This is a genomic window from Streptomyces sp. NPDC054783, assembly GCF_053611725.1.
This window is the reverse complement of sequence record NZ_JBSHAY010000092.1, coordinates 1-3,834: the sequence shown is the minus strand read 5'-3', so window position 1 is coordinate 3,834 and position 3,834 is coordinate 1. Positions and strand designations below refer to the sequence as shown.

General features: G+C 70.2%; 1 protein-coding gene. It reads left to right on the top strand.

Annotation, left to right across the window (positions count from 1 at the left end):
• The coding region (locus tag ACWGJ5_RS46445) for a type I polyketide synthase (RefSeq protein ID WP_453315622.1) at positions 1 to 3,834 on the top strand (3,834 nt) is incomplete at both ends.

Below are 3,834 nucleotides of genomic sequence, written 5' to 3'. Positions count from 1 at the left end.
AGTCGGCGGGGTGCGGAGGCGCCGGGGGCGGCCGAGCTCGAGGCGGAGCTCGTTGCGTTGGGTGCGCGGGTGACGATCGCCGCGTGTGACGTGGCCGATCGTGAGGCGCTGGCGCGGCTGCTGGAGCCGCTGCGCTCCGAGCTGACGGCTGTGTTCCATGCGGCGGGTGTGCTCGACGACGGTGTCCTGGACGCGTTGACGCCGCAGCGGTTCGAGCGCGTGTGGCAGGCCAAGGCCGACTCGGCACGTCACCTGCACGAGCTGACGCGTGATCTGGACCTGTCGGCGTTCGTACTGTTCTCGTCGATCAGCGGCACTCTGGGCAGCAGCGGACAAGCCAACTACGCCGCCGCGAACGCCTACTTGGATGCGTTGGCCGAGGAGCGGCGTGGTGAGGGGCTGCCGGCGGTGTCGGTGGCGTGGGGTCCGTGGGCTGATGGCGGGATGGCGGCCGAGGGGGTCCTGGAGCGGCGGCTGCGGCGTGAGGGCATGCCGCCGATGGACCCGCAGCTGGCGATGCGGGCGCTGGAGCAGGCGGTTGGGCTGGGTGAGCTCGGTGATCCGGCGCTGTGTGTGGTGGACCTGGACTGGGAACGCTTCGCGTCCGGTTTCACCGCCGTACGCCCCAGCACACTCCTCGACGAACTGCGGCTCGTCCAGGCGTCGTCGGAGGCATCCCGCGCCGAGAACGACCATCAGCACTCCGTGCGCGGTTCGTCGTCGCTCGCCGACCGCTTGGCCGACCTCGGTGACGCCGAACGCGAGAAGGAACTGCTTGACCTGGTGCGGGCCCAGGTCGCGGCCGTGCTCGGGCACAGTGGTGCCGATGCCGTCCATGGAGAGCGTGCGTTCCGGGAGTTGGGCTTCGACTCTCTCACCGCTGTGGAGCTGCGCAACCGTCTGGGCGCCGTCACGGGGCTGAGCCTGCCGACGACCCTGGTCTACGACTACCCCACGGCCTCCGCTCTCTCCGCCCACCTGCGCGACGAACTCCTCGGACGGCTCGGACACTCCGGGCGGGGAGCGACCGTCGTCAGCTCGGTACCCGGCGCCTCGGCGCTCTCCGTGGCCGATGACCCGATCGCGATCGTCGCGATGAGCTGCCGCTTCCCCGGTGGTGTGCAGTCACCGGAAGACCTCTGGCAGCTGCTGGCCGGCGGACGCGACGCAACCTCCCGGTTCCCCGCCGACCGAGGCTGGGACATCGAGTCCCTCTACGATCCGGACCCCGAGCAGGCGGGCAAGACCTACACCCGTGAGGGTGGCTTCATCCAGGACGCCACTCAGTTCGACGCGCGCTTCTTCGGCATCAGCCCGCGTGAGGCGATGGCGATGGACCCGCAGCAGCGGCTGCTGCTCGAGACCGCGTGGGAGGCGTTCGAGCGGGCGGGCATCGCCCCGGACACCCTGCGCGGCAGTCAGGCCGGCGTGTTCATCGGCACGAACGGCCAGGACTACCTGTCGCTGCTGATGAGGGCACCCGAGGGGCTCGAAGGTCACCTCGGCACCGGGAACGCGGCCAGCGTCGTCTCCGGCCGACTCGCCTATGTCTTCGGGCTGGAAGGCCCGGCCGTGACGGTGGACACAGCCTGTTCGTCGTCGCTGGTCGCTCTGCACTGGGCTGCCCAGGCCCTGCGGAACGGCGAATGCTCGTTCGCACTGGTGGGCGGCGTCACGATCATGGCCACCCCGGAGAACTTCGTCGATTTCAGCCGTCAGGGTGGCCTGTCGGCCGACGGCCGCTGCAAGGCGTTCGCGGCGGGTGCGGATGGTACGGGCTGGGGTGAGGGTGTGGGCATGCTGCTGGTGGAGCGGCTGTCCGACGCCCGGAAGAACGGTCACCCGGTGCTGGCGGTCGTGCGGGGTTCGGCGATCAATCAGGATGGTGCGAGCAATGGTCTGACGGCGCCGAACGGTCCCTCGCAGCAGCGGGTGATCCGGCAGGCGCTGGCTTCGGCTGGTCTGTCGGCGTCGGACGTGGACGCGGTGGAGGCGCACGGTACGGGTACGACGCTGGGTGACCCGATCGAGGCGCAGGCGCTGCTGGCCACCTACGGTCAGGAGCGTGGTGGGGACCGGCCGTTGTGGCTGGGCTCGATCAAGTCGAACATCGGTCACACGCAGGCGGCGGCCGGTGTTGCGGGCATCATGAAGATGGTGCTGGCGATGCGGCACGGTGTGCTGCCGCGGACCCTGCACGTGGACGAGCCGACGCCGCATGTGGACTGGGCGGCGGGCGAGGTGTCGCTGCTGACCGAGGCCCGGGACTGGCCGGAGACCGGCCGTCCTCGCCGGGCGGGTGTGTCGTCCTTCGGTATCAGTGGGACCAACGCCCACACCATCATCGAGCAGGCGCCCGAGGCGGAGGTGGAGGCGGAGGCCGGGGCGGTGCCGGGTGCGGTGTTGCCGGTCGTGCCCGTCGCGCTGTCGGCCGGCAGTGGGCAGGCACTGCGTGAGCAGGCCGAGCGGCTGCACGGGCAGCTTGCCGGGCAGCCGGGGCTGCGCCCGCTGGACGTCGCCTATTCCCTGGCGACGGGCCGTGCCGCGCTGGAGCAGCGGGCGGTTCTCGTGGCCGGCGACCGCGAGGAGTTCCTGCGGCAGCTGGGTGCGCTGGCGGGCGGGCAGTCGCCCGCCGGAGTGATCAAGGGCTCTACGGCCGCCGGGAAGCTGGCGTTCCTGTTCACCGGTCAGGGCAGTCAGCGGCTGGGGATGGGCCGGGAACTGTATGAGGCGTATCCGGTGTTCGCGGATGCGCTGGACGCGGTGTGCGCGGTTCTGGACGGGCACTTGGAGCGCCCGTTGCTGGAGGTGTTGTTCGGTGACGATGCCGGGCTGATCGATCAGACGGCTTTCACGCAGCCTGCGTTGTTCGCGGTGGAGGTGGCGCTGTTCCGGCTGCTGGAGTCGTGGGGTATCAGGCCGGACTTCGTCTCCGGTCATTCGATCGGTGAGATCGCGGCGGCGCACTGCGCGGGTGTGCTGTCGTTGGAGGATGCCTGCACGCTGGTGGCGGCGCGGGGTCGGTTGATGCAGGAGCTGCCGTCCGGTGGTGCGATGGTGGCGGTGCAGGCTGCCGAGGACGAGGTCGCGCCGTATCTGACGGACGCGGTGAGCATCGCCGCGGTCAACGGTCCGGCGTCGGTGGTGGTCGCGGGTGACGAGGACGCGGTACTGGAGATCGCGGCCCGCTTCGAGGAGCAGGGCCGCAAGACGAAGCGTCTGACGGTCAGTCACGCGTTCCACTCGCCGCACATGGACGGGATGCTGGAGGCGTTCAGCCGGGTGGTCGAGGGGCTGTCGTACGAGGCTCCGCGTATTCCGGTCGTCTCCAACCTCACCGGCACGATCGTGGCTCCCGACGAGGTGTCCTCGCCGGAGTTCTGGGTGCGGCATGTGCGCGAGGCTGTGCGGTTCCTGGACGGCGTGCGGGTGCTGGAGGCCGAGGGCGTCACGACCTTCGTGGAGCTCGGGCCCGACGGTGTCCTGTCCGCCATGGCGCAGGAGTGCCTCGCCGACGGCGACGACGTGGTGTTCCTCCCTGTGCTCAGGCGGGAGCGTCCGGAGGCGGAAACGCTGACCGCTGCCCTTGCACAGGCCCATGTCCACGGCCTCCCTGTCGCGTGGGAGACGTTCTTCGCCGGGACCGGTGCTCGCCGTGTCCAGTTGCCCACCTATGCGTTCCAGCGTGAGCGCTACTGGCCCGACACCGCGTCGTTGGTGAGCGGGGACCCGGAGTCGATCGGTCTGGGTGTTGCGGGTCATCCGTTGTTGGGTGCTGCGGTGGCGTTGGCGGACAGTGACGGGTTTTTGTTCACGGGTGTGTTGTCGGCGGGT